Source organism: Sphingobium sp. CFD-2 (assembly GCF_024611135.1).
Lineage (GTDB): Bacteria > Pseudomonadota > Alphaproteobacteria > Sphingomonadales > Sphingomonadaceae > Sphingobium > Sphingobium fuliginis.
Map to the genome: position 1 here is coordinate 262,035 of NZ_CP084407.1, position 26,609 is coordinate 288,643.

The 26,609-nt window shown below is 62.6% G+C and carries 24 protein-coding genes; 12 read left to right on the top strand and 12 right to left on the bottom strand.

Features of this window, described 5'->3' with window-relative positions:
• Positions 1-374: 374 nt before the first annotated feature.
• Together LDB29_RS26645 and LDB29_RS26650 are read right to left on the bottom strand one after the other, a co-directional pair.
• The gene (locus LDB29_RS26645) at positions 375-1,475 is read right to left on the bottom strand and encodes a Fic family protein (protein WP_257558544.1); all 1,101 of its coding nucleotides are present in this window, start codon (positions 1,473-1,475) and stop codon (positions 375-377) included.
• A gap of 194 nt (positions 1,476-1,669) precedes the next feature.
• Positions 1,670-2,029, bottom strand: a complete 360-nt coding sequence (locus LDB29_RS26650) for a YnfA family protein (protein WP_257558156.1) — start codon at positions 2,027-2,029, stop codon at positions 1,670-1,672.
• A 41-nt stretch (positions 2,030-2,070) separates the two neighbouring features.
• Here LDB29_RS26650 and LDB29_RS26655 point away from each other — a divergent pair, with 41 nt between their 5' ends.
• Both LDB29_RS26655 and LDB29_RS26660 read left to right on the top strand, forming a co-directional pair.
• On the top strand, positions 2,071-2,331 hold the full coding sequence (locus tag LDB29_RS26655; RefSeq protein WP_306812598.1) for a BrnT family toxin: 261 nt from the start codon (positions 2,071-2,073) through the stop codon (positions 2,329-2,331).
• Positions 2,318-2,563, top strand: a complete 246-nt coding sequence (locus tag LDB29_RS26660; protein ID WP_257558158.1) for a BrnA antitoxin family protein — start codon at positions 2,318-2,320, stop codon at positions 2,561-2,563. Before LDB29_RS26655 ends, LDB29_RS26660 begins: the two co-directional genes overlap by 14 nt.
• Before the next feature lie 656 nt (positions 2,564-3,219).
• On the opposite strand, the gene LDB29_RS26665 is transcribed toward LDB29_RS26660, so the two are convergent.
• Positions 3,220-3,720, bottom strand: coding sequence for an RES family NAD+ phosphorylase (locus tag LDB29_RS26665; RefSeq protein WP_257558160.1), 501 nt, complete (start codon positions 3,718-3,720; stop codon positions 3,220-3,222).
• A gap of 8 nt (positions 3,721-3,728) precedes the next feature.
• The gene (locus LDB29_RS26670; protein WP_257558162.1) at positions 3,729-4,079 is read right to left on the bottom strand and encodes an MbcA/ParS/Xre antitoxin family protein; all 351 of its coding nucleotides are present in this window, start codon (positions 4,077-4,079) and stop codon (positions 3,729-3,731) included.
• Between the two features lie 365 nt (positions 4,080-4,444).
• Here LDB29_RS26670 and LDB29_RS26675 point away from each other — a divergent pair, with 365 nt between their 5' ends.
• Positions 4,445-6,838, top strand: a complete 2,394-nt coding sequence (locus tag LDB29_RS26675) for a membrane-bound PQQ-dependent dehydrogenase, glucose/quinate/shikimate family (RefSeq protein ID WP_257558164.1) — start codon at positions 4,445-4,447, stop codon at positions 6,836-6,838.
• A gap of 12 nt (positions 6,839-6,850) precedes the next feature.
• Positions 6,851-7,786 (top strand): cation diffusion facilitator family transporter, encoded by a 936-nt coding sequence (locus tag LDB29_RS26680; RefSeq protein ID WP_257558166.1) that lies wholly within the window; start codon positions 6,851-6,853, stop codon positions 7,784-7,786.
• A 433-nt stretch (positions 7,787-8,219) separates the two neighbouring features.
• Here LDB29_RS26680 and LDB29_RS26685 read toward each other — a convergent pair whose 3' ends face one another.
• The 5 genes from LDB29_RS26685 to LDB29_RS26705 all read right to left on the bottom strand — a co-directional run bounded on the left by LDB29_RS26685 (position 8,220) and on the right by LDB29_RS26705 (position 14,540).
• Complete coding sequence (locus tag LDB29_RS26685) at positions 8,220-8,405, bottom strand: hypothetical protein (protein WP_257558167.1); 186 nt, start codon at positions 8,403-8,405, stop codon at positions 8,220-8,222.
• A 97-nt stretch (positions 8,406-8,502) separates the two neighbouring features.
• On the bottom strand, positions 8,503-9,318 hold the full coding sequence (locus LDB29_RS26690; RefSeq protein WP_257558545.1) for a pseudouridine synthase: 816 nt from the start codon (positions 9,316-9,318) through the stop codon (positions 8,503-8,505).
• Between the two features lie 738 nt (positions 9,319-10,056).
• Positions 10,057-10,557 (bottom strand): superoxide dismutase family protein, encoded by a 501-nt coding sequence (locus LDB29_RS26695; protein ID WP_373886401.1) that lies wholly within the window; start codon positions 10,555-10,557, stop codon positions 10,057-10,059.
• Positions 10,558-10,923: 366 nt separating this feature from the next.
• Positions 10,924-12,942, bottom strand: coding sequence for a BCCT family transporter (locus LDB29_RS26700; protein WP_257558170.1), 2,019 nt, complete (start codon positions 12,940-12,942; stop codon positions 10,924-10,926).
• Between the two features lie 287 nt (positions 12,943-13,229).
• Positions 13,230-14,540, bottom strand: a complete 1,311-nt coding sequence (locus LDB29_RS26705; protein WP_257558172.1) for a helix-turn-helix transcriptional regulator — start codon at positions 14,538-14,540, stop codon at positions 13,230-13,232.
• A 144-nt stretch (positions 14,541-14,684) separates the two neighbouring features.
• On the opposite strand from LDB29_RS26705, the gene LDB29_RS26710 reads away from it, so the two are divergent.
• Together LDB29_RS26710 and LDB29_RS26715 are read left to right on the top strand one after the other, a co-directional pair.
• Positions 14,685-15,224 carry a TIGR00645 family protein gene (locus LDB29_RS26710; RefSeq protein ID WP_257558174.1) on the top strand — a complete coding sequence of 180 codons (540 nt, stop codon included), beginning with the start codon at positions 14,685-14,687 and terminating at the stop codon, positions 15,222-15,224.
• 91 nt (positions 15,225-15,315) lie between these two features.
• Positions 15,316-15,759: a hypothetical protein gene (locus tag LDB29_RS26715; RefSeq protein ID WP_257558175.1), complete on the top strand. Its 444-nt coding sequence runs from the start codon at positions 15,316-15,318 to the stop codon at positions 15,757-15,759.
• A 356-nt stretch (positions 15,760-16,115) separates the two neighbouring features.
• On the opposite strand, the gene LDB29_RS26720 is transcribed toward LDB29_RS26715, so the two are convergent.
• The 3 genes from LDB29_RS26720 to LDB29_RS26730 form a co-directional block, all read right to left on the bottom strand.
• The gene (locus LDB29_RS26720; RefSeq protein ID WP_257558176.1) at positions 16,116-16,871 is read right to left on the bottom strand and encodes a hypothetical protein; all 756 of its coding nucleotides are present in this window, start codon (positions 16,869-16,871) and stop codon (positions 16,116-16,118) included.
• A complete protein-coding gene (locus LDB29_RS26725) occupies positions 16,865-17,878 on the bottom strand; it encodes a hypothetical protein (RefSeq protein ID WP_257558177.1) in 1,014 nt (337 codons plus the stop codon). Before LDB29_RS26725 ends, LDB29_RS26720 begins: the two co-directional genes overlap by 7 nt.
• A gap of 1,014 nt (positions 17,879-18,892) precedes the next feature.
• Positions 18,893-19,327: a helix-turn-helix domain-containing protein gene (locus tag LDB29_RS26730; RefSeq protein WP_257558546.1), complete on the bottom strand. Its 435-nt coding sequence runs from the start codon at positions 19,325-19,327 to the stop codon at positions 18,893-18,895.
• A gap of 69 nt (positions 19,328-19,396) precedes the next feature.
• Here LDB29_RS26730 and LDB29_RS26735 point away from each other — a divergent pair, with 69 nt between their 5' ends.
• The 6 genes from LDB29_RS26735 to LDB29_RS26760 all read left to right on the top strand — a co-directional run bounded on the left by LDB29_RS26735 (position 19,397) and on the right by LDB29_RS26760 (position 26,595).
• Positions 19,397-20,860: an MFS transporter gene (locus LDB29_RS26735; protein WP_257558178.1), complete on the top strand. Its 1,464-nt coding sequence runs from the start codon at positions 19,397-19,399 to the stop codon at positions 20,858-20,860.
• A 1,158-nt stretch (positions 20,861-22,018) separates the two neighbouring features.
• A complete protein-coding gene (ectA, locus tag LDB29_RS26740; protein ID WP_306812604.1) occupies positions 22,019-22,486 on the top strand; it encodes a diaminobutyrate acetyltransferase in 468 nt (155 codons plus the stop codon).
• Positions 22,483-23,790 (top strand): diaminobutyrate--2-oxoglutarate transaminase, encoded by a 1,308-nt coding sequence (gene ectB / locus LDB29_RS26745; protein ID WP_257558179.1) that lies wholly within the window; start codon positions 22,483-22,485, stop codon positions 23,788-23,790. Before ectA ends, ectB begins: the two co-directional genes overlap by 4 nt.
• A gap of 10 nt (positions 23,791-23,800) precedes the next feature.
• A complete protein-coding gene (locus LDB29_RS26750) occupies positions 23,801-24,214 on the top strand; it encodes an ectoine synthase (protein WP_257558180.1) in 414 nt (137 codons plus the stop codon).
• A gap of 24 nt (positions 24,215-24,238) precedes the next feature.
• Positions 24,239-25,159 (top strand): ectoine hydroxylase, encoded by a 921-nt coding sequence (gene thpD, locus LDB29_RS26755; RefSeq protein ID WP_257558181.1) that lies wholly within the window; start codon positions 24,239-24,241, stop codon positions 25,157-25,159.
• A complete protein-coding gene (locus tag LDB29_RS26760) occupies positions 25,156-26,595 on the top strand; it encodes an aspartate kinase (protein ID WP_257558182.1) in 1,440 nt (479 codons plus the stop codon). Before thpD ends, LDB29_RS26760 begins: the two co-directional genes overlap by 4 nt.
• Positions 26,596-26,609: the final 14 nt, after the last annotated feature.

Genomic DNA, 26,609 nt, shown 5'->3' on the forward strand with positions numbered 1-26,609 from the left:
GCGCCAGAAACGGAAAGTCCCTGCTCTTGCAACCGGGCATCAGGAGCATCTATCCTGACCATTGGACAGAGTTTCGAGATCAGGAATGACAGGGCGCCTATCGGGATGTTCGGAGGATCAGTCGGATGCACCTGCCGCCGGGCCCGTCGCCGCGGCGAACAGCGTCCGGCGATTTGGGGCAGCGATGAACACCGCTTTCTTCGATTTTATCGATCGCTGCCACGGCCAGCCGGACGGGTTTGTTGCGACCTCCCCGCTGGCTTCCTGGCGACTGGGGGCCGTGCTCCGTGTTCGGCGGCATTCGCGTAGCCGATGTCACCCCGGCTGATGTGACGCGCTGGCGCGACGACTGCGCGGGCGAACGTGAAGCCCGATTATGACTTTGCGGCTTCGCGCTCCACAAATAGCTCCACCAAGGCCTGGTTGATGTAATAGTTGTTTCGCCCGGCGCGATGTTTGAGAAGGAGCCCGCTTTCCGCTAATTCGTCAAGGTACTTGGTCGCGGTAGGACGCGACACATCCAGCTCCTGCTGGACAAACTCGATGCGGGTATATGGGTGCCGGAAAAGGTTGTTCAGGAGATCCTGAGAATAGAGTTTGGGGTGCCCCTCGCGCAGCCGCTTTTTGGTATCCGCCATGAGTGTGCGAATGCCTTCGACCAGGCGGAGAGTTTCGATCGCGGTCTCCTCTATGCCGCGCAGAATATAGAGCAGCCAAGGCTCCCATTCACTGGCGTCGCGTACCGCCAGTAGCAGCTTGTAGTAATCCGCCTTGTTCTGGGTGATGAACCGGCTGAGATAGAGGATCGGAATGTCCAACAGACCGCACCGGGTAAGAAACAGGACATTGATGATCCGGCCCAGTCTTCCGTTGCCATCGGGGAAGGGGTGAATGCTCTCGAACTGATGGTGGATGATGGCCATGCGGGTGAGCGGATCGAGGTCGCTTTCCGCATCCTCAACATGGATGAAGCGCTCCAATGCCGTCATCAGGTCGCGAACCGCATTGGCGTCCTGTGGCGGCACATAAACCAGTGCGCCTGTGCTCTCATTCTTGAGTGCGGTGCCGGAGGTTGCGCGAAAGCCGCCATCGGTTCCCTTGAGGATACGAAACATGGCGATGATCATGTTGTTGGTCAGCAGCCCACCAAGGCGGCGCTGCTCGTTAAATCCATGGTGAAGCGCGTCCCGGTAGCGAGCAACCTCCTTGGCTGCCGGTGATCCCGGGTTCTCAGGAAAAGCGCTCGTCTGAAACAACTCATCCTGGGTCGTTACGATGTTCTCGATCTCGGAGCTGGCCTTCGCTTCCTGGAGCGAAAGCGTATCGATCAGGATGCCCTGATTGGGGATGGTCGCTGCCCGCCCTTTCAGCTCCGCAAGGTAGCGGTGCGCGCGGGTCAGTGCCTTCAGAACCGCAGCCGTCTCCGTCACGCTTGGCGGCGGCAGCTCAGGCAGATTGTAGCTGGGTCGAAGCACGATCATGACCTTATGCAAAACAAAGCGGCCAAGTCTTAGCACGTCGGCGAGACATGTAAAGATTTCACGATTTTCTTTACACGTTTTCTTGGACATGCAAACGCTCGGAGATCACAGTATCGCGATGGCTATTTGGTCCCCGATTCGATCTAAAACGAGAACGAGAGTCGTCCGCCGAACGAGATAAACCATTCTCATGCGCCCGGATCAGGCGCGCTTAAGTGCCTAGCCGGAAACGATATTTGACCACATTCTGAGTGCAAAGCAAGTTTGTGCGAAGTACCCGAAAATGGCTGTCTATTGACAGCACTCAGAAGGCCCCAATGATCGGGTCGTGCGCCCTTGACGATCCAGAGCCAAAGCACCGCCGACGCGATATAGACACCGCCATAGGCAGCGTAGGATCGCCCGGCCAGATCTGCATCCGGAAGCGTCAGCAGATACGCGAATATACAGAGCGACAGGACACCCGGAACAATCCACCACGGCGATTTCCCGAGCCTGAGCCAGGCCCAAAAAGTATCGGCATTGATAAATGTACATACAAATGCCATTTTCCAGCGTGGTTAGCAAAAATGCCGCTGGCTTCGATGGGATGAAGGCCGCCAGGCGAAATGCCAGCAACATGGTGTCACGCTGGCGGAAATTGAGCGTGTTCGCCGATGCGCCGTCCATAGGCCCAGATGTCGCCCATTCGACGGTGGAGACGCGCTTTCTGGGGATCGGCCGCGCCAGCAGTGGCCGTCATGTGTTTCTGGCCTTCACCTGGCGCGAACGGAACGGGGCCAGATTTATCCGTCCGATCAGCGCCCGTTACATGCACGCCAAGGAGGTGCGGCACTATGAGCAAGGATAAACCCCTTCCGCTGTTGTCCAGCGATAAGGAGGCTGAGGATTTGGTCGGTTCCGCCGATCTTACCGGCTATGATCTTTCTGCGCTGACGCCCACGCGGTTTGAGTTCCGCAGCAAGGACGCGCGGGTCAACATGCGTTTGCCCGCCGAGTTGCTGGAGCAGGTCAAGGCGACAGCCGCCAGCAAGGGCATGCGGTTCATTCGCCAGGCGCTGGAGCAGGCGCTGCATCGTTAAGGCTGTCGAACATCATGGATGACAGCGACGATCCAGTGATGGCGCTGCTGGCGACCCAGCGGGGGGTGCTGGCGACGGTGGAGAATCTTGCGGGGCCAAGTCGAGGCGATGCAGGGTAAGGTGGACGCCATGAGCGAGATGCTTGGGCGATAGGTTGGGGGCGATGACAGCGATCTCGAAGGCGCGGCCCGGAAAGCCCCGGATTGCTCCCTGATCCTGATTTCGCGCACGTCGGGCCGATGGTTTTCATCGGCTTCCAGTTGTCGGGGTCGTCGCCAATCTGGACCTCGCCCAGCTAATGGCCTGCTTGGAATCTGGCATCATCAGGAAAATCACGAAGCCGAGCTGGGCTGTCACCCAGGAACGAAATCTGTTTCACGGTGCATCAAATTCGATACACAAAAGCAAGCGAGGATCATTTCGGGCAAGCCAATCAACGAGATCCGACCTCACACATCCCTGGGGTTCACGACGCCTGCCGAATTTGCGTCATCGGCCGGGGTTAACCCCCGGCCGATGAAGCGCCGGATCTCTCATTCTGGCCGGTGGCAGAACCGGGACAGGGTCAAAAAGCTGCCCGGCTCTAATCCCAACGGGAGTAATCCGGGTGTCACGTCATCACCCATGGCGGGATTTTATAACCGCCCCATCCAAGCTCAAATTTTACTCAGGCGTCCGTCATCATCGATGAGCGTGAGTTTCAGCGGGAGTCTGCCACTCCACCTCCAGAGCACGAGATTGATGTCGTCATCGGTGGCGCCGCGAGCGAAGCTGCGAACGAGCAAGCCGTTGAAACCCTCGCAGATGAGGGCCTCAGCGAAAATCTGGCTACGCGCTTTCCCGTCCTTCTTCATCTGATCGCGCCAGGTCGGCTCGCCCAGGCTGGCCGGGTTCATACCGTATTTTCCGAGTTCAGCAGCATCACGACCGTCGAAGATGTTCGCAATATCGGCATCGTAGGAGACGATCGTCGTCGGTTGGAGATCGCCGACCTGGTTAGCCTCTCTGATGGCCGTCTGAAATGAAGTCGCGAGGTAGAGAGTCGCCGTTCCCTTGGGATTGAAACGACCACCATATAAGGCAGCGCCGCGGCCAGAAATTGGCGCGCGCGCATAGATCGGGTTTAGCGCCCGGTAGAGCTTGCCCCGGTAGCGCATGGACGCTGTCAGGCGTAAACGCCTGCGTCGACAGCGTCGATATAGTCCAGCACCTCGCTTGCCCTGCCATCCTGGACGAGCTGCATGGCCGTCTGACCGGAGAAGCCCGGCAATGGCTCCGACCTGTACCAGGCATAGGCGATGAGAGGGGATCCAAAACGTGGGCTGGTCTTGGTAATCACCTCGACCATTTCCCTCAGGCGGCGCTGCGTTTTATCGGAACGCAAGCGCTCCTTGCGCTGTACAGCGTCACGACCCAGACCGGCCGAGCGGGCAACCTCCTCGCTCGTCGTGCGGAATGCCGCCGCGATCTTACTGGGAGCAAAAAGTCCGTGATCGGCATATTCCAGCAGGCCCATGATATTTCCAAACCTATCTATTCTGACGCAATATAGCGTCAGAATATGCGACATACAAGCTAGGGCCGACGCTGGCATTCGGCTCGACCGCACAAGGAGGATGTCATATTCCTTGAGGCAAAGTGTCGGACTGTTCCCCCCCATTGGCATGCCAGCGTGCGCCAAGTGGCCTGTCGCCCTCGGCCCACAGGTGCAGCCAACCCCCGCCGGGAATCGCTGCCTATCAGTTCGATCGGAAGGGGCGCGGCGCTTCACGGCCGGGATGAACCGGCGGAACAACCAAGCGTGGCCCCTGCCCGGAAGGAACATTTCGGGCGGCGAGCCATTCACGACAGGTCCGCCCGAAAATGTCTGGAGTGTAACATATGGTGTCGCCGAGCGTGCAACCTACGGCCGCGCGCACCCTCGCGCCCTTGATCCTGGGCGGCATCATCGCTGCGATCGGGCTGGTGCTGGGGATCGGAGGCATCTGGCTCGCCGCGTTGGGCGGATCGGCCTATTATCTGGTGACGGGCATCGCGATGCTGACCTCGGGAGCCTTGCTGATCCGGCGGCGGCAACTGGGCGGCTGGCTTTACTGCGCAATCTTCCTCCTGACGGTGATCTGGGCCTTTGCCGAAGTCGGCGCGAACAACTGGGCGCTCGTGCCGCGCGTGATCGCACCCCTCGTGTTGCTGGTGGCGACGCTGCTGGTGATGCCCACGCTTTCGGCCCATCCTTCGCGCTGGAAGCTGGGATTGGGGGCGAGCGCCGCAGCCGTCGTGCTGACCGCGGTGACCGCCACGATCTTCGCGCGCATGGCCGACGCGGGCCCACTGTCCGACCTGCCGGGACTGCGCTACGAAATGGGCGACCCTTCGCTCGGCAAGGTGGGCGATGACTGGCCCGCCTATGGCGGCACCGATGCCGCGCGGCGCTACTCCCCGCTGGGGCAGATCACGCCCGAGAATGTCGGCAAGCTGAAGCGCGTATGGCTTGCCCATACAGGAGACATGCCCGCCTCCGCGACGATCGCCAGGACCTATGGCGGTGAGAACACCCCGCTCAAGGTCGGTAACACGCTCTACGTCTGCACGCCCAAGAACATGGTCCTGGCGCTTGATCCCGCCACCGGCAGGCAACGCTGGAAATTCGATCCCAGGGTGTCGGACGAGGCCATTCCCTACACGGCCGCGTGCCGGGGCGTCAGCTACTACGCCGTGCCCGATGCGCCCGCTGACCAGCCTTGTGCTACACGCATCATCTACGGCACCCTCGACGCGCGCCTCTTCGCCATCGACGCGCGCACCGGCGCGCGCTGCACGGCCTTCGGCGCCAACGGCGAGGTCGATACCAAGATCGGCATGGGCGCCACCCCGCCCGGCTACGTCTCGATCAACTCACCGCCCACCATCGTGCGCGGCGTTGCCGTTACCGGCCATCAGGTGCTCGACGGGCAGGACCGCTGGGCGCCATCGGGCGTGATCCGGGGTTACGACGCGGTGACCGGCAAGCTGCGCTGGGCCTGGGACATGATGCACCCGGACTGGAACGGCTACCCGCCGCAGGGCCAGACCTGGGCGCGCGGCACGCCCAACATGTGGACCATCGCCAGCGGCGACGAGCAGCTTGGCCTCGTCTACCTGCCCATGGGCAACGCGGCGGCGGACTATTATTCCAGCCTGCGCCGCCCGCAGGAGCGTGATTTCGCGACATCATTGGTGGCGCTCGATGTGGCGACCGGCAAGCCGCGCTGGAAGTTCCAGGCCGTGCGCGACGACGTTTGGGATTATGACTTCGGAGCGCAGGCCACGCTGGTGGACTTCAAAGGGACCCCCGCGCTGGTCCTGCCCTCCAAGCAGGGCGACATCTACATACTCGACCGGCGCACCGGCAAGCCGCTGACCCCGGTGGGCTTGATCAAGGCCCCAGGCGGCGGCGTGGAGCCTGCCCAGCGCGCAGCGACCCAGCGGATCTCGCTCTGGCATACGCTGCGCAAGCCTGACCTCACCGAGCGCGACATGTGGGGCATGTCGCCGATCGACCAGATGATCTGCCGCATCCAGTTCCGCCGTGCGAGCTACAAGGGCTTTTACACGCCGCCGGAAAGCGACCGCCGTTCGATCGAATATCCCGGTTACAATGGCGGCACCGATTGGGGCGGGGTAGCGGTCGACCCGCGCCGGGGCGTGATCGTCGCCAACTACAACGACATGCCCAACTATGTGCGCCTGGTCCCGCGCGCCGAAGCCGACCGCAAGGGTTGGGCGCCTCGCGATCAGGCGCGCGGCGAGATCGGTGGCGCGGAAGGAGCCGGCGATCCGCAGGCCCACACGCCCTATGCCATCGACGTCAATGCGGGTTGGCGCCTGCCCTTCACCGGCATGCTGTGCAAGCAGCCCCCCTATGGCGGCATTCGCGCCATCGACATGGCTACGGGCAGGACGATCTGGGACCGGCCGCTGGGCGAGGCGCGCACCAACGGCCCCTTCGGCATTCCCTCGATGCTGCCGCTCACCATCGGCACGCCCAACAACGGCGGCTCGGTGGTGACGGCGGGCGGGGTGATCTTCGTCGCCGCCGCGACCGACAATCTCATCCGCGCGATCGACCTGAGGACCGGCAAGGTGCTGTGGAAGGACGTGCTGCCCGCGGGCGGCCAGGCAACGCCGATGACCTATATGGTGGCGGGCAAGCAATATCTTGTCATCGCGCCGGGCGGCCACCACTTCATGGAAACCCCCATAGGCGACCAGGTGATCGCCTATGCCCTGCCTTGAGCGCAGCGCCGCATGTCAGGAGCGACCGGGCATTTTCGGGAAAACATCGTCCTGTTCGGCGCGCTGGCGGCAAATCTTGGCATCGCCGTTGCAAAGTTCGTGGCGGCGGCGATCGGCGGGTCATCCGCGATGGCGACCGAAGGAGTCCATTCGCTCGTCGATAGCGGCAACCAGCTGCTGCTGCTCTACGGGCAGAAGCAAGGCCGGCGACCGCCCGATGCGGCGCATCCTTTCGGCTATGGACGCGAGCTGTATTTCTGGGCCTTCGTCGTCGCCATCCTGATATTTGCCGGCGGGGCGGGCATCTCGATCTACGAAGGCGTGGTGCATATGCGCGACCCGCACCCGGTCGTGGACCCGATGCTGAGCTATGCAGTGCTTGGCGTCGGCTTCCTGATGGAAGGCGCGTCCTGGACGATTGCCGCCAAGCAGTTCAATGCAGGCCGGGCCGGGCTAGGCTGGTGGCAGGCCGTGCGCCGTTCGAAAGATCCCGCAGGCTTTATCGTGCTGTTCGAGGACAGCGCCGCGCTCATCGGGCTCGTCATCGCCGCGTTGGGCATCTGGGCGAGCGGCTATTTCGAAGACCCCCGGCTCGACGGCGCCGCTTCCATACTGATTGGACTGGTGCTTGCAGGTGTCGCGATGGTGCTGGCGCGCGAATCCAAGGGCCTGCTGATCGGAGAGGCGGCCGACCCGGCGCTGATTGCCATGCTTCGCGCCGAAATGGAGGCCGAGCCGCTCATCACCTGCGTCAATCACGTTCGGACCATCCACTCCAGTCCGGATTCGGTATTCATCGCGGCCAGTGCCGATTTTGCGGACGATCTGCGGATGGGCGAGGCAGAAGCCCTGATCGAAACCCTGGAGGCGCGGATGCGAGCACTTTCCTCTCGCATCACCTCGATCTACATCCGCCCCGAAAAGCGCGAACAAGCCAGGATTGGATGATGAGATCCTCCCTGGCGCCCGACCATCGGCGGTCCTGCGCTTCAAAGGCGCCTCTCAGCCCGAACACGAAGTTGCGGCCGCGCAGTGGGAGAAGGTCCTGGTGAAAGGGGCGTGGTCGTCAGGCAACCAGCTTACCAGTCGCGACGGCCCCTTCATCGATCGGATCGATGCTCCTGCCGGGAAGGCGTCATCGAGGTGAAGCGCCGCTATGTGTCATGGCCGCGCAGGAAAACGACGAAATGGCGGTGGCGATAGGACACGCTGCCGCTCGTCAGCCGGGTCCTCGCGGACCTGCGTGCGACGGACAACGCAACTGGCCGGCGGGCGTTCCGCCCCGGATGGCGCCGCACCGAGGGACCCGGCGCGCCGGCGGCATTCCGCACGCAAGCGCTCGGGAAAATGGCAGCGTTCGAGAGACAGGAGAGGCGATTATTCAGCGCCTGCCTTCCCATCGGCCGTCCCGATCGCCGCGATGCTCCCCATGTCGGTCGTGACGCTCGTAGCGATCGTCCCGATCATGCCGCGGCGGGCGATGGCGGCCGGGGCGCTCGTCGTAGCAGGCGGCTAGTCCCGAGCTTGCGACGAGAAGCAGCGCCATGCCGATCTTAAAGCGATGCATCCTATATTTCTCCTTCATGAATAAGGGATAATGAGCCGGACGCTGGAACGGTTCCCCAAGGATAGGCTCCCAAGCCGACAGGAACGGCGATCGACCATCAGTCCTGCTTGCCGCGCGGTCGCGGAATCGCCGGCCAGATGCCCGCTCGCTCGGCGTCCGTGAGGGGCCGGGTCTGGCTTTTGCCAAGGTCCCCGAGCATGAGAGTTCCAATCGCAACGCGCACGAGACGAAGCACATGGGCGCCGTGGGCCGCGACCATCCTGCGTACCTGGCGGTTGCGGCCCTCGGTCAGCACGACTTCGATCCAGCTTGACCGGCTGCCGGTGCGCAGGAGCCGCACCGCTGCTGCGCTGAGCCTTTCTCCGCAATCCTCGACGGGTTCGCCAAGCGCCTCGATGAAGGCCTCATCGGCGATCCGGTCGATCTTCACATGATAGGTCTTGGGGACAGCGGAAGCCGGATTCAGCAGATGCTCGGCCCAGCCTGTATCGTTCGTCAGCAAGAGCAATCCCTCGCTTGCCTTGTCAAGGCGCCCCACCGGAGAGAGGAACGGCAGATCCGGCGGCAGCCGGTCGTAGACAGTCTCACGCTGCCCGGGATCCCGCCGCGTCGTAACAATGCCGCGCGGCTTGTTCAGCATCAGATAGACCTTCGTGCCGGCAGCGACGAGCGTCCCATCCACCGCGATCCGGGACCGGGCAGGATCAACGCGCAGGGAGACCGTTCGCGCGGTTCGGCCATCGACCGATACGCGTCCCGCTTCAATCAACGCAGCCGCCTGGGTGCGGGAGCAAAAGCCCAGCTTGGAGAGGGCTCGTGGCAGACTGACGACCGGCCGCGCGCCGCCAGCGGGCTGCCCGCGCAACGACGTGCGGCGGCTTCCCGCGGCTTTTCCGGAAGGAACATATGACATGACAAGGCTCGCGCCCAGTGGCGCCGCGTCCCAATGAGCAGAAGATAATGGAGGCAGGAACAAGCGGCTGCCGGGTCAATATGTCCCCGGACGCGTCGCCGCCTCCGGGGTCAGATGCCCGTGATCAGTCTGCCGGCGCGGAGTGCCCGGATGAGGCGCTGTTTGCTCATATCCTGTCCTTCGCCTGTCCCAGCGCACCCGTCAATTCCAGCAGATGCAAATAATCCAGGGCGAGCGGACTGTCGCATGCGAGCGACGCGTGATGTGGATCTCGAGATGGCAAGGAAACCAGGTCTCCACTGAATGCCGGTTTTTCCAAGCGCCCGGCCGCGACGCCTGGATGGCGCGGGATGATCTTCCTTGCAGAGCGAGCGCATCGGCGCGATCAGGTCCCTGACACACAGGAAGGACGCAAAATGCATTCCCCCGCGCCCATGTGATCCATGCATCGGAGATCCTGCTCGCCGATGAGACTCCCGTGGCCAAGGGGAGGCGGCCACAATCCGTTTTTCCCTCCCTATGCAGGTTCCAGCGGATGTAAACCATCATGACCGGCCAAGCATTGCATGAGCATTGGGAAGCATTCGCCTCCGGTTGGCAGCACCTTGCGCGGCTCGAGCCGCAGGTTCAGGTCTGGAGGAGATGACTGCCACACGCCGACCTCGTTCACCATTCGCAGCACGCTGGCAGGACATCAAGCAGGCGGCAGCGCCCACGCGAAAACCCGCTTCCTGCTCTCTATCGCCGAGCCTTGACCACAGCGCATGCCACGCGTCCTGCGGCTCCACCGATCGGCTGCGTTGCGTGATCATCGCCATGGGCGTGGATCACCAGCGCCGAGCCATCCGCATCGAGCAGGTCGGCCCGCTTTGAATCCGTGCCGAGCTTGACCAGCGCGGAAAAGGCTTCTGCTTTGACGCTGCCGTCCCCGGCTACGAATATGTTGGGAAGATCGCCAAAATCAGGGCCCTTTGGACTGAGCAGCCCATGAGACTTCTTCTGCTCACTATGATTGAGATGACCGCCCGATCTTTGAAAGCCAGCGTCGGAACAATCCCCCACATCGTGAAAATGCATGGCGTGCCACCCCGGCGTCAGGCCCGTGGCTGATAGCCGCAGCAGCACGCCTGTCGGTCCATCGGTAAGCACGACTTCAGCCAGCCCGGTGCCGCCCGCCGCAACGATGTCCCCGGTGAGCCGTGAGGGGAGCAGAAGCGGGCTGCGCCCAGCCCGGCGCAGAGCAGGCCAGCATCGTAGTGGCGATCCATGCGCGAGATTTCATGGGTCTTCTCCTTGATCAACTAAGCGAACATGCAAGCGGAACCAGCACCCTGGGCTTGAGAGCCCCGCCTCCCCGTCGTCCCGGCGCGGCAAAAAACAGTGTCGCGGCCCGGTTCATCCCAGGAAGCCTGCTACGCCGGGCGATGTAAGCTTCCTTTGGGCAGCGACCAGGCTTACCCAAACCTCAGCACAGGATTTGCCCTTCATGGGCCAGGTCGCCTGGAGACTTTTCGGGCATGTGCCCGTCAGCCAACCGGCCGGCGCCCTTGCAGCGAACGCGTCTCAGGGGGTGACAGTCGATCCACCGCGCGTTGACGCAGCGGATCAGTGGCCGGCGAGGAAGTGGCGAAACTGGTCATAATGGCCGATGACGTCGGCGATCACCTGTTCGGCCTCATAGCCATAGATGTCATAGCCTCTTCCCCCTTCGGCAAGATAGACCTCGGCGCGGTAATAGCGCGTGCGACGATCGTCGCGCTTGCGTCCCGAATCCGCCAGGGCAAAGGCCGGTAGCGGCCGCGGCACGGTGCGTACCGAATAGATGAAGTCACCTGCCTCGCCATGCGACACACGCAAGCCCAGGCCGTCCTCGGCCTCCTCGACGGTCGCCGCGATACCCCGCTTGTCGAGTTCGTCGACGACCGCGCCCAGCGCCCTGCCGATTGTCGATGCGATATATTCGCGCACCTGCTTCTCGGTGGGGTGACTGACGATCGCGGCGAGGCGGCGGCGCCATTCAAATTGCCCCTTCGCGCCGACCAGCGGCGCCGACGGCAGCTGGCCGCTTGCAGCCAGCGCTCTCTCGCGTCTGAGCGATGTCCAGATGCCGTAGCACATGACCAGCATGATCACGGCGAGCGGCAGAGCTGCAATCACGGCGGCCATCTGCACCGCGGCCAGGCCGCCGGCGAGCAGCAGGACCGCCGCCACGCCGCCGCAGGTCAGCGCCCAGAAGACGCGCAGCCACAAGGCCGGCTCTTCGCCTTGGTCCCGTGCGGTGATCATCGCGATGACCAGCGCTCCGGCATCGGAGGCGGTCACGAAATAGATCGCAACCAGCAATCCGGCTGTCCACGCGAGCAGGGCCGAAAGCGGCAGATATTCAAAAAGCGAGAAGAGGGCGATGGGCATGTTCTGCGCGACGGTTCGCGAGATCGCGCCACCTGCCACATTGATGTCGAGCCAGATTGCCGTGTCGCCGAATATGGTGAACCAGATGAAGCTGAACCCTGCCGGCGCCAGCAAGACGCCAAGCAGAAACTCGCGGATCGTGCGCCCGCGCGATATGCGCGCGATGAAGAGGCCGACGAACGGCGCCCAGGAAATCCACCAGCCCCAGTAGAACAGCGTCCATGTTCCGACCCAGTCGGTCGGCTCATAGGCATAGATATGGAAGGTGCGCCCGACGAAGGCATTCATGTAAAGCCCGATATTCTCGACGAGCGCCTGAAGCAGGAACTGGGTCGGACCGAGCGCGACGATCATCAGCATGAGCACGCCGGATATCACCAGGATCGCTTCGCTCAGCCAGCGGATCCCGTTGTCGAGACCGGTAGCGACGGTCGCCGTCGCCAGAAGCGTGACGATCGCGATCAGCACGATCTGCGTCTCGATCGTCTGGCCTATGCCCATCAGATAGTTGAGCGTTGCATTCAGTTGCGCCACGCCCAGGCCGAGCGACGTCGCGAGCCCCGCCAGCGTGCCGACCACCGCGAAGATGTCGATGAAGTCGCCAAGCGGTCCGCGCACCCGCTCACCGAACAAGGGAAGGAAGGCCGAGCGGATCGCCAGCGGCTCGCCCCGGCGATAGCCGAAATAGGCAAGCGCCAGCCCCATCGCCGCATAGATCGCCCAGGCGTGAACGCCCCAATGGAAGAAGGTGACTTCCATCGCATCGCGCGCTGCCTGTGCCGTACCCGGCTCGGCGTCTGGCGGCGCGGAGAAGTGGGTGATCGGTTCGGCGACGCCGAAAAAGACGATCCCGATGCCCATGCCCGCACTGAACAGCATCGCGACCCATGTACGGAATTTGTAGTCGGGTTCCGCATCGTCGGGCCCGAGCCGGACTGTGCCGAACGAGCTGATCGCGACACCGAACAAAAACACAACGAAGATGCCGACCGTCAGCAGGTAAAACCAGCCGGCTTCGAGGATGATCCAGGCGTTGGCGCCTTCGAACACCGCCGCCGCGCGCCTGGGCAGAAGGCTTGCAAAGACGATGAGCCCCAGCGCCACGATGGCCGATCCGAAAAAGGTGACAGGAGCGATGTCCCGCAACGAAGGAAGGTGCCTGAAACGGCTGGCGTCGGCTTCTGCTTGGCTCAATGTCACGATCCCCGGCATGCGTTGCCCTCCTGCGACGAGCGAGGTCGTTGCGACGGCTCCGCACCCACCGGGAGATCAACGCTTTTTTAGACAATCTCGCAATGCCACGCAGCGCAGGTGCTTGGGAAGCTGTTTGGTCAGGATCGCGTCGGATTTCTCCCTGGAAGAGCGGTCGGGAGCAGCGCCGGCTGCAGCTGGCTGGCGGCCCGGCCGGCATCCGCAATCCGATCAAGCGAACTTGAAAGCGGGCCGCGCGCGCCATTTTAGTCCACGCGCTTCCCCAATTTCATCCCTCCTTGCGAGGATCAGTTGAGCAGACGGCTCACGAGCGCGACCAGCTCCGCCTCTCGGCCCACATCGGCCTTGCGAAACAGGCTTTTGAGATGGGCATGGACGGTTGTCGCCGATGTGCCCCGACTTTGCGCAACCTGTTCACGGCTATGTCCACGCCCTATCATTCTCGCTACTTCCGCCTCCGCCCGCGTCAGGCCCATCGCCTGCCGAAGGAACATAGCCTCGTCATCGCCGCGCCTGTCTGCATGGCGCACGACCAGCAGCACGCGCGGCTCATATCCAAATGTCCATTCACGGCGCGGCAGCGAGAATATCTCACAGCTGTGGCCATCGAGGATATGCTCGCCAGCCAGCCAGACTCTGGGCGTCCTCACCTGCAGCTCGCCCAGGACGTCCTGGATGGCTTTCCCAAGCGATCTGTCCTCGCTCCTTCTTGCAGCCACCAGATGCCGGTTGGACAGGCGCAGGGGGCAGTTGGGCCGACGAAGAAATTCATCCGCGGCGGCCGTCTGGCTCATGACCCTGCCCTTGCCGTCGAGCAGGAAGGCAACCGCTTGCATCGCCTCAAATGTCTCGGCAGCCAATTGAGCCCCCTTGTGCTCAAGCGCGATCTGCATCTTCACCGCTGAAAGCGCGAAGGGCGCCAAGCCTGCAAAGAGGGTCCGTTGCTCCTGGGTGGTCGGGCCGTCAGCGCCGGTCCGCAGCGTAGCCAGACCGAAAAATCCTCCGCTATCGTGCGAAAGCACCGTCTGGCATCCGTGCATCATGTCATATTGGCGGGCATAATCATCGTAAATATCCGATCGCAGGCGGCGGCGCGCGATCGCATAGTCCTGCTCGAAAGCAAGCTCGAATGGCGCACGAGCGCAGGCAAGCCGCCAATTCACAGCAGGATTGCCGCCGTCAATGGCGACAAACCCCTCAAACCAGCCTTCCGGCTCGTCGGTGACCTTGTTGAAAGGGATCGCGTGATCATGCCCGAACGCCACAAGCTGACCGCGCGCCGAACCGGTTTCCCGCGCCATTTTCCCAAGCGCCCTGTCCCACCCGTCCGGCTCCAGCGGCGCGGACAGGAATGTCGTGGCGATCTCAAGCAACAGGCCACTCAAACGACATGCCTCCCTCCACTCGCAGCCCAACCTTGAAGCGGCAACTGCGAAAATCTTCGCGTGGCACCTTCCTCCCTGCTCACTGTCGAACACCCCTCGTTCCCCGAGAGGGAGGTTCCGGCGAGCGTGAGGACCATCCACCATGATAGGAAGGACCCGGCGAAAAACCAACGTTCCCCGGCAGCTGTTGCCGCAGCACAGGCGCAAGCGCAAGATCGCGACAGGGGCAGGCTCTGGCTGGGCAGGCGGCGAATGACGAGACGGCCTCGTCGAGGCCGTCGAACAGGGTGCCTCGTTCGCAGCCGCCCGCGAAGATGGCTGGCAAGGGCTCGCAAGGATGGTTAAGGGGCGCAGGTCATGCATACACAAGAGCCCTATTCACCGCTTCGCCCGCTTCCCCTCCTGATCTTCAGCTCGCGCTGGCTCCAGCTTCCGCTGTATCTCGGCCTGATCGTCGCGCAGTGCGTTTACGTGTTCCTGTTCCTCAAGGAACTGTGGCACCTTGTCCTGCATGCATCCGAATTCGGGGAGCAGCAGATCATGCTCGTCGTTCTGGGCCTGATCGACGTCGTCATGATATCCAACCTGCTCGTCATGGTGATCGTGGGCGGGTATGAAACCTTCGTTTCGCGCCTCGGCCTGCAGGGGCACCCCGATCAACCCGAATGGCTCAGCCACGTCAATGCTGGCGTACTCAAGGTCAAGCTTGCAATGGCGATCATCGGCATATCGTCGATACATCTTCTCCGGACATTCATCGAAGCCAGCAAGATTGGAACAGCCGGCGCGAATGTCACGTCCCAGGGTGTCATGTGGCAGACGATCATCCACAGCATTTTCATCATCTCGGCGATCGGGATCGCCTATGTCGACCGGATGACGCAGCACAAACACTGACAGAGCCTGTGAGACCTTTTAGAAAAGTGGCACTGCGAATGACGATGAGTCTCCGTCGGCCGAAGACTCGTAAAGATCCGCGGAGCGCTACATGAACATGCTTTCGCGTCTGGATGTCTGGCTGGGGCGGACCTTGTTCCATCCACCGATCATTCTCGTCTGTCAACTGACGCGGCAATCCCAATATGCCCTGTACCGCGCGCTGTGGTTCTTCGCGGCGTGCCATGCGACCTATTATGGGCTTGTCGAAGACAGAGGCTGGCTGTTTACCATTTTCATGTGGGGCTGGGTGACCGCTACGCTCCTGAACGCCACTCTCCATCCTGACCGCCCGGCCCGGTCATCCGGCTTTTTCCGCTGGATCTTCTGGATATTCTTTCTTTCCGGAACTGCGATCATTCCACTGACCGGCACTGTTTCGGATGGCACGGTAAGAGCGCTGATGGTCCTGTTTGCTGAATATGCCGCAACGATCAAGACCATCCCGCCCGGCAATTCACAGGAAAGCAAGCGGCGGCAGGCTTCCGCGAGCTAAATGACAAGCGGTCTCGGGATAGGGCGCAAGACATTATTTTATTGTGAAAACGCACCCCTACGGCATCGCGGGAAAAAGCGGCGTTTTTTTCCGATTTTCGCCTGGAAAGGATTGAAGAGGAAGGCCTGGAGCGCGCCGTGGGGTCGCCTGGCTTGCCGGATCCGCTCGCAGTTTGGGCGACCAACATTGTCGTCGCAATTACGAGGAATTGGCCGCCGACCGGCACCAAAGATGATCCGGCCAAATTGCCCGCTACACTGCTCCAACAGGCGGACTTGCGGCGCGACGGTAAGGCCGGCCAATTGTATTGGCCATCACCGCAGTCGGCCCGGGGTGCTGTTACGCCCCCGTAACTCTCAGAGGTTATAGGCGTGGCGCAGCCGATCGATAACGACCTCTCTCGTCATCGCTACGCCAAACTGCTTCGGCGTGAAATCGTCCTGCTCTGCGAGGGCGTCAATGAACGCCTGCATATCGGCCTTGATCTTCTCGGGCAGATCGAACGTCGCCTCCGCGCTCAGGAGCTGGAGCAGGCGCGCCACATCGTTGCGGTGCTTCTTCACGTCTCTGTCGTCGACTTTCTCGCCCTCCGCACGACGGCGGCTGAGATCAACCCAGGCACGCGCCTTGAAGGGAATAAGACCGGCTTCGTCGAGAACCGGCATGCCGTCCAGCGACCGTCCCATCGTCTTGAGAAACGCATAATAGTCGGCGTCAAGCAGGATGGCAGACAGGCTCGCAGCTTCCTCGGCGATTGGGATCGGCGTAAGCTGGCTACCGGGCGCCACCTCAAATCCTTCCGGCGCGTTGGAGAACAGCTCCAACATCGCCGGGTAGCCGTCCGTCGACGGTTTGGCGAACCGGTAAAGAATCCGTTCGCCTTCACTCCGCTGCCGGATCTCGTATCCGCCTGCCTCGACAAAGGCCATGAACGTCTCGGAGAATGCCGGGTCGAGCGCCTCACAGATGAGGACAATATCGAGATCCTTGGTCGCGCGAAAATCGAGACCGGCTTCCTCCATGATCAGCTCGCACGCCCCTCCGCCGATCAGCACATACTGGTGCTCATGGCCGGAAAAATGTGCGCGAAAGCGGTCGACGCCAGCTACCATCCAAAGGGCTCCAAAAGGTGATCGGCTGCCTGCGCGACTCGTTCGTCGGCGTCATGCCGTGCGCTCAGATATAGCGAAAGTCGGTCGGCAACCTCGTTGTCGCTAAGGACTTGGGGATCATAGGCCCATGTCTGGACCTCGATCCGGCGTTCGTCATAGGCCCAGGCCGTTTCCAATCTGTGATGCCGCGCCATCCGCTTCCATGCGGCGGCCGGCGCCGCCCTGCATTCAATTCGCGGTTCGTTGAGCATCGTATATCGGGCAAGGGCACTTTCGCCCGCCAACACCGCCTCGTTCAGGGGCAGATCACCCGCGACATAACGAGTTTTGCGCACCGGAGATTGCAAGCGCCCCTCGACCGCGCGCCAAAGGTCGCCGCCACCAAAGCGAAGGCTGAGGCGGCGCTGGCGGCCGACGCGGTACGGCCGCGCCAGTTCGAGCGCTTCCAGTTCATCGAACGCCCGGCTCATGCTCATGATCGCGACTTGGTAGCGCTCGGCGAGCTGGGTCAGGCTGGCATCGTTCACATCGTGACCAAGCAGGGCGGCCAGAATTACGACCTGAGTGGTGGGAGACACCTGCTCGGACGAGGATCCCGGTTCGCTGGAATAGGTCTCGCGCAGGTCGACGAACGCTTCGGGCACATAGAATTGTGCGCCCGGCGAGATGAACGCGACGCGCTTCTCCATCAGACGCCGACGCAATGCCGCCGGTACAGCTTCGAGCAACAACACGAACAGGCGGGCATCGATATGGCGTCGCATCTGGTCCCGATGCTTCAGGAACTCGTCAACGCCGCCTATTGCGCCGCTTTGCGGAACGATGAACACGGTCGGGCGGTCGAGCAGTTCCCCGCGCCACAAGGCGTAGCGATCATACAAGAAGTGCGGGAGCCTGAGCGGCTTAATGGGATCGAGATGGAGGTGCGCACCGAAAGCCTCGCGCGCATAAGTTTCCGATGCGACCGCCAGCGCGCGTAATCGCAGGTCAGGAAATTCATCTAACATCGGGCCGACTATCTAACAGCAGTGATGTTAAATATCCACCTCAATGTTAGATAGCATGGTTGCCGCTTGTTGGCAGCGATCCGCTGCTCTATTTCCCGGACTTCGGACACGCCCAGGCTCACGAGTCTACCGAGCACGGCGTCGATCCGCGCGGGTCGCGAGCCCGATCGGCCGTCTGACCCCGATCGTTGAAACAGCGAACGTCGGCTGCGTGAACGAGCGTAGTGAAGACATCGCAGAACGACCGATCAGGAAGCTCGACGATCAGCCGGATGTGGCGTTCGAACCGCGATTCGTCCGCGCCCATCAGCATTGCCGCGAGCAGGACATAGAATTAATGGTTCAAATCGTCCGGCGTCCGATCCAGCTCGGCACGATCTGGATACCCATCGCCGTTCAGCCGCGCCGACCAAGGGGCATAGGCGTCGATCAGTTCCTCGTACCCACCAGCCGTGCCCTTGGTTTCGGCATTCCAGGACGCCGAGCCATTTCGCGATGCCCTGTGCATCGACATGGAAGGTTGGCGATGAGCAGCCCGTTGCTGAGGCCGCCTGTCAGCCCGGGCGGGGATCCGATGACGCAATATCCGGCTCGACGAGCCGGGGGATGGGCGGGTGTCGCGGGAGATCTGTGGAAGCAGGGGTCGTTCATGAGGAGCAAGATCATAGGCCATAACATCCGCCATCGGTCCCACGCTCAACCGCCGTCGCGTACAGCAGTTCCCTAAAACAGTCCTCGCTGATTGAGGGCAGATAGGCCGCACACCCTGCTGATCTGCCGCCGCCCATGCCGATCGCCCAGCGGCTGTCCTGACGGGCGTGAGCGCGAACGAGCCGGCCCGGTCCTCCGCGCGGCGGCGCGAGCAAGAAGCCCGAGCCGCACGGAAAAGGTCAAGCTGTTCGGCGCGGGCCGGTGCAACAACGAAGGATTGCCCCCGCAAGCAACTGCTCACAAGCGGGAAAGACCGGCTCCCCAGACCTGCCACCTGCGAGTTTTTCATCACCGTGGCAGAACTTAAACGTGGCGTTGCCGTCCTCGGTCTGAGCGCGACTTGCCGGAACGCGCCGCCGCGATCTTCAACAATCGCTGGAATGAGGGACATTCCATATGGCTCGGAGCCGGGCAGGCCGCGGCATGTTCCAGGCCATTTTTCAATGCGCTAAGCTGCCTGATGGTCCGGCCGAGCTCGACCGCCTTTTGCGACAGCAACTTGCGGTCTATCTGCGCCCTTGGCCCTGTGCCAAACATCGCCCCGATCTGATCGAGCGAAAATCCCGCCATGCGGCCGAGCCCGATCAGCGAGAGCCGGCCGAAGACATCCTGGCCATAGATACGCCTCAGCCCGCGACGTCCCAGCGATTCGATCAGACCCTTTTCCTCGTAGAAGCGAAGGGTCGAGGCCGGAACGCCGGAGCGCTTCGCCACCTGCGAGATTTCGATCAGTTTCATGCTTGACCTCAAGTCGACTTGAAGTGGCATTCTGCTGCGATCGGCCTTTCGATACAAGGACAAGTCACCATGCAACTGGCACCAACCGCCGTGCGGCAGCCCGCCCCTGGGTGGACGCTTGCCGGGCTTTCGCTGATGATGCTGATGCCCTCGCTGAGCTCGAGCACCGCCAACGTAGCGCTGCCGAGCTTGGCGAGAAGGTTCGCCGCATCGTTTCAGGCAACGCAGTGGATCATCCTTGCCTATCTGCTGACGGTCACCGCGCTGGTCGTCCTCGCCGGACATCTTGGAGATATTTTCGGCCGGCGCAGGCTGCTGCTGGCCGGCATCGTCGTTTTTGCGACTGGATCATTGTTGTGCGCAATGGCGCCCGGTCTTGAACTGCTGATCGCCGGGCGTGTGATCCAGGGGAGCGGGGCAGCCTTTATGATGGCGCTCACGATGGCATTCGTCGGCACGGTTGTTCCGGCGAAACGGACCGGTCGCGCAATGGGGCTGCTGGGCACGATGTCGGCGATCGGGACCACGCTTGGGCCAGCGCTAGGCGGGGGGCTGATCGCCTGGGCGGGCAGCACGGCGATCTTTCTCATCAATCTGCCGCTCGCCGCCGTTGCGGCCATAAGCGTCTTGAAGGCCCTGCCACAAGATCCGCCGCGCGGCGCGGCGATGTCCCCGCGTCTGGACATGACCGGCATGGCCTTGCTTGCAGCTACGCTGACCAGCCTTACGCTGGCGATGACCCTGGGACGCGGGCAGTTCGGCTTCGTAAACCTCGCGGTCCTGGCCGCCGCCATCGGCACAGGCGCCGTCTTCCTTGCGATCGAGGCTCGAGCTGCATCCCCGCTGATACGGCTGGACCTGTTGCGCAACCGAGCGCTGGTTGCCGGTCTTTCCACCAGCATCATCGTCTCCACCGTGATGATGACCACCCTGATCGTCGGCCCCTTCTATCTGGCAAGGGTAGTCGCGCTCGACCCTGCAGGCACCGGATTGGCCATGGCAACAGGGCCATTTGTGGCCGCCATCGCCGGCGTCCCGGCCGGGCGGCTGGTCGAGCGGATCGGTGTCCGGTCCGCTGTGATTGCCGGGCTCGCCGCGATGGCTGCGGGCGCCACTGCCCTCTCGATCATTCTTCCGGCCTTCGGGATCGCCGGCTACCTCGCGCCGATCGTCGTGATGACGGCGGGCTATGGGTTGTTCCAGGCGGCAAACAGCACCGCCGTGATGGCGGGCACGACGCCGGGCGAACGCGGGATCGTCTCGGGAATGCTGAACCTGTCGCGCAATCTCGGCCTGGTTGTGGGAGCATCTGCTATGGGAGCAGTGTTCGCCTGGGGGATCGGCTCGGCAGACATCATAAGCGCTGAACCTGTCGCGGTCGCCACGGGCACGCGCGCGAGCTTCGCGGCAGCCGCAATCCTTGTCGTCCTGTCGCTGGTCATCGCGCGTCGCGCGACCCGTGCGAACGGACAACCCGCGCTCGTCAGGCTTCCTGTCGGCCACGATCGCGGGCAACGCAAACGTTCATGTTAAGCGATACCACCCCTCCCTCGGCAAGAGCTCATCAACTGCCAGATCCACGTCCTGGAGGATCGATACGAGCCAGGGCGGCGACTTTACGCACGTTCAGTGGTCGGGCCTCTGAAGTGGCGCGCCATGCGATATGGCGGGCGCCGGAACTCTCCTGCCATCACCATGCGCGGCCGGCAAGACGACCATGCGGCCTGCCGTCTCATTCCGGCGCTCAAGGAGCCATCTGTCGGCGGCGCTGCTGCGCACGCTCTTTGCCATGTCTGGGAGGGCAAGCATGTCGGCAGGGGAAAGGGAGCAGGCTTCTGCAAGATTTCAGTTCCCTTGCCGGCTGCGAGGCGGCCCGATTTCTATGTCATTCCTTTTCCCGTCCGCCGGATTCTTTTGCCAAAGCCGTGGACTTCGCACTCGATGCCGTTTAGGGCGGCGATGTCCCGGCTGGCCCCATCCCCCAAGATGCCACGGCCGGGCACTGGACGCCGGCCACGCCCTTTTGGCCGGATTTTCCCTGTCCCGGCGCCGGCATCGACGATAGTACGCATGAGGCGTCGGGACTTTTTCATGCGCCGGGATCCTGGCCCTCGGCCCGACCTGGCGGTTGCCCCCCCGCATCCGTGCGGCGGGCCCCGATCAGATGGCGGCAGTCCTTGCCGCAGGAATTCTGGACAGAATATCTCCCCTGGGCGTGAGCGAATCGCGCGGGAACGACACACACAGGACGGGCTCTTGCAAGGGGACGAGCGACCTTGCGCCGGCAATGCGGCAGCTGCCGATCTTGCTTGCATGCGGTGGGCTCCAGTCGCACGAAGCGCACGGGCAGCGATCCCCTGATCCATGACTGAAACATAGAAGGGACGGGGCTTTGCAGCGATGCAAATTCCTTCGGTAGACAAAGTATTTATATGGATTCTTTATGCCGAAAATCGCCAAGAATCTGCTTGAAGGTTGAAAAAGAGGACGAATTGGCCTAGATCATGGTCCCGTTCGAGGGGGCGGATCGCTCTGCCACGAAATTAATAATTCGGGAGATAAAGCATCTTCAGGTCAAATTCCGATGCGGCGAATAGGCCGCCACGGACGTTTGCGAGCCTTTCACCTGCGCGTTCATCCAAATTCCTGTTCCGCAAGCCCGTTGCACTGGACGGCCCGGCCGTCACGGCGCTGGTCGCGCAGTGTCCACCGCTCGACCCCAATTCGGCCTACTGCAACCTGCTGCAGTGCACGCATTTCGCCGACAGCTGCGTGATCGCCGAATGCGATGGCGCCATGGCGGGTTGGGTTTCGGGATACCGCCCGCCTTCCGAGCCGGAATGCTTCTTTGTATGGCAGGTCGCCGTTGCGCCTGCCGCACGAGGGCAGCGGCTTGGCCGCCGGATGATCGACGCGCTGCTCGATCGCCCATCGGCGCAGGGCGTCACCCATCTCATCACCACGGTGACGGATGACAATGTGTCGTCCTGGGCCTTGTTCGAAGGCCTGGCGAAACAATGGAACGCCGCGCTTGCCAAAAGCGTGCTTTTCGATCGCGACACCCATTTTGCCGGCGCTCACGCAACCGAATGGCTTGCGCGTATCGGCCCGCTGCCCCGCATGAGAGGTGGCCCAACACAAGGAAAAACGGCGACATGATCACCACCCTTCCCCAGCCCACGAGCCGAAAACCCGACACGAGCCTGTATGAGCGACGCGAATCTGCCGTGCGCAGCTACGCCCGGTCCATGCCGCGCCAGTTCACCAAGGCGCAAGGCGTTTGGATGCATGACAATCAGGGCGGACGTTATCTCGATTTCCTGTCGGGATGCTCGACCCTCAATTACGGCCATAATCATCCTGTGCTCAAGCAGGCGCTGCTCGATTATATCGAGGCTGACGGCATCGCCCATGGCCTCGACCTGCACACCGACGCCAAGGCTGCATTTCTCGAAGCGCTGGAAACTATCGTCCTTACGCCACGCCGTCTGGATTACCGGGCCATGTTTACCGGGCCAACCGGCACGAACGCCGTCGAAGCCGCGATCAAACTGGCGCGCAAGGTTACAGGCCGCGAACTGGTCATCGCCTTCACCAACGGCTTTCACGGCATGACGCTGGGGGCGCTGGCCTGCACCGGCAATGCGGCCAAGCGAGGCGGCGCAGGCGTACCGCTCGCCCATGTCTCACATGAGCCCTATGACGGCTATCACGGGTCCGGGGTCGACACCGCCGACCTGCTGGAGCGGCGCCTGTCCGATCCGTCGAGCGGCCTTGACGCGCCCGCCGCGATATTGGTGGAAACCGTGCAGGGCGAAGGCGGCCTCAATGCCGCATCGCCGCAATGGCTGCGCAAGATCAGCGCCATCGCCAGGCGGCACGGAGCCCTGATGATCGTCGACGACATCCAGGCGGGTTGCGGCCGGACGGGCAGCTTTTTCAGCTTTGAAGGCATGGGCTTTACGCCCGACATCGTCACGATGGCGAAGTCCTTGTCGGGGATGGGCCTGCCCTTCGCCCTCACCCTGTTCCGGCCGGAGCTGGACCAATGGGCGCCAGGCGAGCATAATGGGACATTCCGGGGCAACAACCACGCCTTCGTCACCGCTACTGCCACGCTGCGGCATTTCTGGAGCAACACGCAGTTGCAGAAGGACATCGCCCGCCGCGGAGCGCTGATCGAGCGCCGGCTGGAAGCGATCGCTCTTCAACATGGCCTGTCCACCCGCGGTCGAGGCATGATGCGCGGTATCGACGTCGGATCGGGCGAGATTGCCGCGGGTGTCACCGCCGCCTGCTTCGATCGCGGCCTCATCATCGAAACGAGCGGAGCGCATGACGAAATCGTCAAGATCCTTGCCCCGCTGATCATAGACGACGCCCAGCTTTCAGCAGGCATCGACATATTGGAAAATTGCATCCGCGAAGCATTGTCTTCGCCCTACGGCGTCGCCGCGGAATAAAGGAGCTATCATGATTGTTCGAAAATTGCAGGACATCCGCAAGTCGGATCGCAATGTCAGGTCGCAGCAGTGGGAGAGCGCGCGCTTGCTGCTCAAGGACGACAATATGGGATTCTCCTTCCATATCACGACCATGTATGCCGGAGAGGAAATCCACATGCATTACCAGAATCATCTGGAAGCGGTGCTGGTTCTCAAAGGCACGGGCACGATCGAGGATCTGGGCACGGGCATCACGCACCAGCTGGCCTCAGGCGTCATGTATGCGCTCAATGCCCATGACAAGCATGTCGTCCGGCCCATCACCGACATTCTTTGCGCCTGCGTGTTCAACCCGCCGGTCACCGGCAAGGAGGTCCATGATGAAAACGGCGCCTACCCCGCCGAGGCGGACATGATCCGCACCGCTGCGCTGAGTAACTGACCGAACAAGAAAGGGGCAAGTCCCTTGCAAGACATCTACCCGTCCCGTCACGCCAAGACGGCGGAGTTTTTGCCGCGCCTCGATCCTGTCGTCCATGGCCGCTGGAGTGAGGATGCGCCGATCAGCCAGGAGGAGGCCGAACAGTTCGACCGCGATGGCTATCTGGTGCTGGAGAATCTGTTCTCCGAACGGGAAATCACCTTCCTTCAGGCCGAGGCGGGCAAGCTGCTGGCAGATCCGGACGCGCTGGAAGATGAAACGGTGATCGGCGAACCGGAAAGCCGCGAGATCCGTTCGATCTTTCGCATACACGCGCAAAGCCGTGTCATCGCCAGACTTGCCGCCGATCAGAGGCTGGCCGGTGTGGCCCAGTTCCTGCTGGGAGATCAGGTGTACATCCACCAATCCCGCCTCAACTACAAGCCCGGTTTCCAGGGCAAGGAATTCTACTGGCACAGCGATTTCGAGACCTGGCATGTGGAGGACGGCATGCCGCGCATGCGGGCGCTGTCCATGTCGGTGCTGCTGGCGGAAAACACACCGCATAACGGGCCGCTGATGCTGATCCCCGGATCGCACCGCAGCTTCCTGACCTGCGTGGGGCAAACGCCCGAAGACCATTATCGCATGTCGCTCAAACGCCAGGAATATGGCGTGCCCGACGAGGACAGCCTGGCCGAACTGGCGCACAGGCATGGCATCGTCGCGCCGACGGGCAAGCCCGGATCGGTCGTGATCTTCGACTGCAACATCATGCATGGATCGAACGGCAACATCACGCCCTTCCCCCGGGCCAACGCCTTTCTGGTCTATAATGCCTCAAGCAACCGGCTGGTCGCTCCCTTCGGCGTTGAAAAGCCGCGCCCGGAATTCATCGCCGCGCGCAGCGAGCCCCATCCAATCGTGCCTGTTGCAGGTCCGCTGGCCGAGGAGGCGCTGGCATGAGCGGGCATAGCGTCGAGAAGATCGGCGGCACGTCGATGGCCGCCACCGCTACCCTGTTCGATAATGTGCTGATCGCCGGACGGCAGGGATCAGACCTTTACAATCGCATTTTCGTGGTGTCTGCCTATGCGGGCATCACCGACCTGCTGCTGGAGCACAAGAAGAGCGGCCGGCCCGGCGTCTTCGCCCGCTTCGTCGCCGACGAAGGCGCGGACGGCTGGCGCGAGGCGATGGAGGCCGTGCGGGCGGCCATGCGGGACCGCAATGCGCAGATGTTCGCGCGGGCGGACAGCCAGCGAGAGGCGGACGCCTTCGTCGACATGCGGATCGACGCTGCGGCATGCTGTCTTGGCGACCTCGCGCGGCTGCGCAGCCATGGACGCTTCTGCGTCAAGGAGCAGCTGACAACGGTGCGCGAAATGCTCGCGGGTCTGGGCGAAGCGCACAGTGCCCACAGCACCGCGCTGTTGCTGCGCGACCGGGGCGTTAATACCGTCTTTGTCGATCTGACGCTGTGGCATCAGCAGGACATGCAGGAGCTGGATGAGCGGATCACCAAGGCGCTGCGGTCTGTCGACCTGTCGTCCACCCTGCCGGTCGTCACCGGTTATGCCGGGTGCCGCGAGGGCATGGTGCGCCGCTATGCGCGGGGCTATTCGGAAATGACCTTCTCCCGCATCGCGGTGCTGACCGGCGCGCGCGAGGCGATCATCCACAAGGAATTTCACCTGTCGAGCGCGGACCCGAAGCTGGTCGGAACAGGCAGGGCGCGAAAGATCGGGCGCACCAACTATGATGTCGCCGACCAGCTCGCCAATCTGGGCATGGAGGCCATCCATCCAGGCGCGGGCCGAGGCCTGCGGCAGGCCAGCATTCCGCTGCGGGTGCGCAACACCTTCGACCGCGAGGATGGCGGGACGCTGATCTGCGGCGATTATGTATCCGACAGCCCGCGTGTCGAGATCGTGACGGGCATCCGCCACGCGCAGGCACTCCAGTTCTTCGAGCAGGACATGGTGGGGGTGAAGGGCTATGACGCGGCCATATTGGAGGCGTTGACGCGGCATGGAGCCTGGATCGTCAGCAAATCATCCAACGCCAACACCATCACTCATTATCTCTCGGCCGACGCGCCGACGGTGACGCGAGTGATCGAGGATTTGCAGCGATCCTATCCCGATGCGTCGATATCCGCCCACCCGGTCGCGGTGGTGTCGGTGATCGGCAGCGACATTTCTCGGCCCTCGCTGGTCGCCGATGCATTGGCGGCGCTGGCGGGAGAGGAGATCAGCGTCATGGCGATGCAGCATCAGATCCGCAATGTCGATGTGCAGTTCATCGTCGATGTCGCACATTATGATAGCGCAGTGCAGGCGCTGCACCGCGCCCTGGTGGAGAGCGCCAACCTGGCACCAGAGGGGCGGCGCGCCGCCTGATCGGCGTCCGATCT